Origin of the sequence: Bradyrhizobium sp. NBAIM08, from assembly GCF_020193935.1 — a bacterium.
Lineage (GTDB): Bacteria > Pseudomonadota > Alphaproteobacteria > Rhizobiales > Xanthobacteraceae > Bradyrhizobium > Bradyrhizobium yuanmingense.
This window is the reverse complement of sequence record NZ_JADYVR010000452.1, coordinates 1-438: the sequence shown is the minus strand read 5'-3', so window position 1 is coordinate 438 and position 438 is coordinate 1. Positions and strand designations below refer to the sequence as shown.

Below are 438 nucleotides of genomic sequence, written 5' to 3'. Positions count from 1 at the left end.
GTGCTGCGGGACACCGCCAGCCGCCCGGCGGCTTCCTGAACCGTCAGCGTCGCCTCGACATCAATTTGTGGGCTCACTGGCACGAAGGCTTTCTTCCCTTCAGGCGATGGTCAACCCGCACGGCGTGCGGGTCGCGCAGATCGCAGTGCAGAGGGTGATCAGCCGCCCTGGTGAGCCCGGACCGTGCGGCCGGCGAGACCGGCGCCGGGCGGGGCGTAGAAACGCGACCGCCGCCGCTCGGTATCGGCGCACTTATGGGCGTTCCCAATTGATTTGGTGACCGCGAGGGAAAACCCAACGGAACAGGCTCAGGACCGGGCGCTTGCACCAGCAGTCGGAGCGGCAGCCGCACGTGACCGCGCCCAAGCGCTCGACGAACTGCCCGATCAGGGCGAACAAGAGGTACAGCGCCAACAGGCGACCGGCGATGCTCTTGAC

General features: G+C 67.6%; 1 protein-coding gene. It reads right to left on the bottom strand.

The window, feature by feature from the left end; translation table 11 throughout:
- Positions 1–252: 252 nt before the first annotated feature.
- Positions 253–438, bottom strand: a 186-nt coding sequence (locus I6F37_RS40390) for a hypothetical protein (RefSeq protein ID WP_225154434.1), incomplete at its 5' end; no start/stop codon positions are given.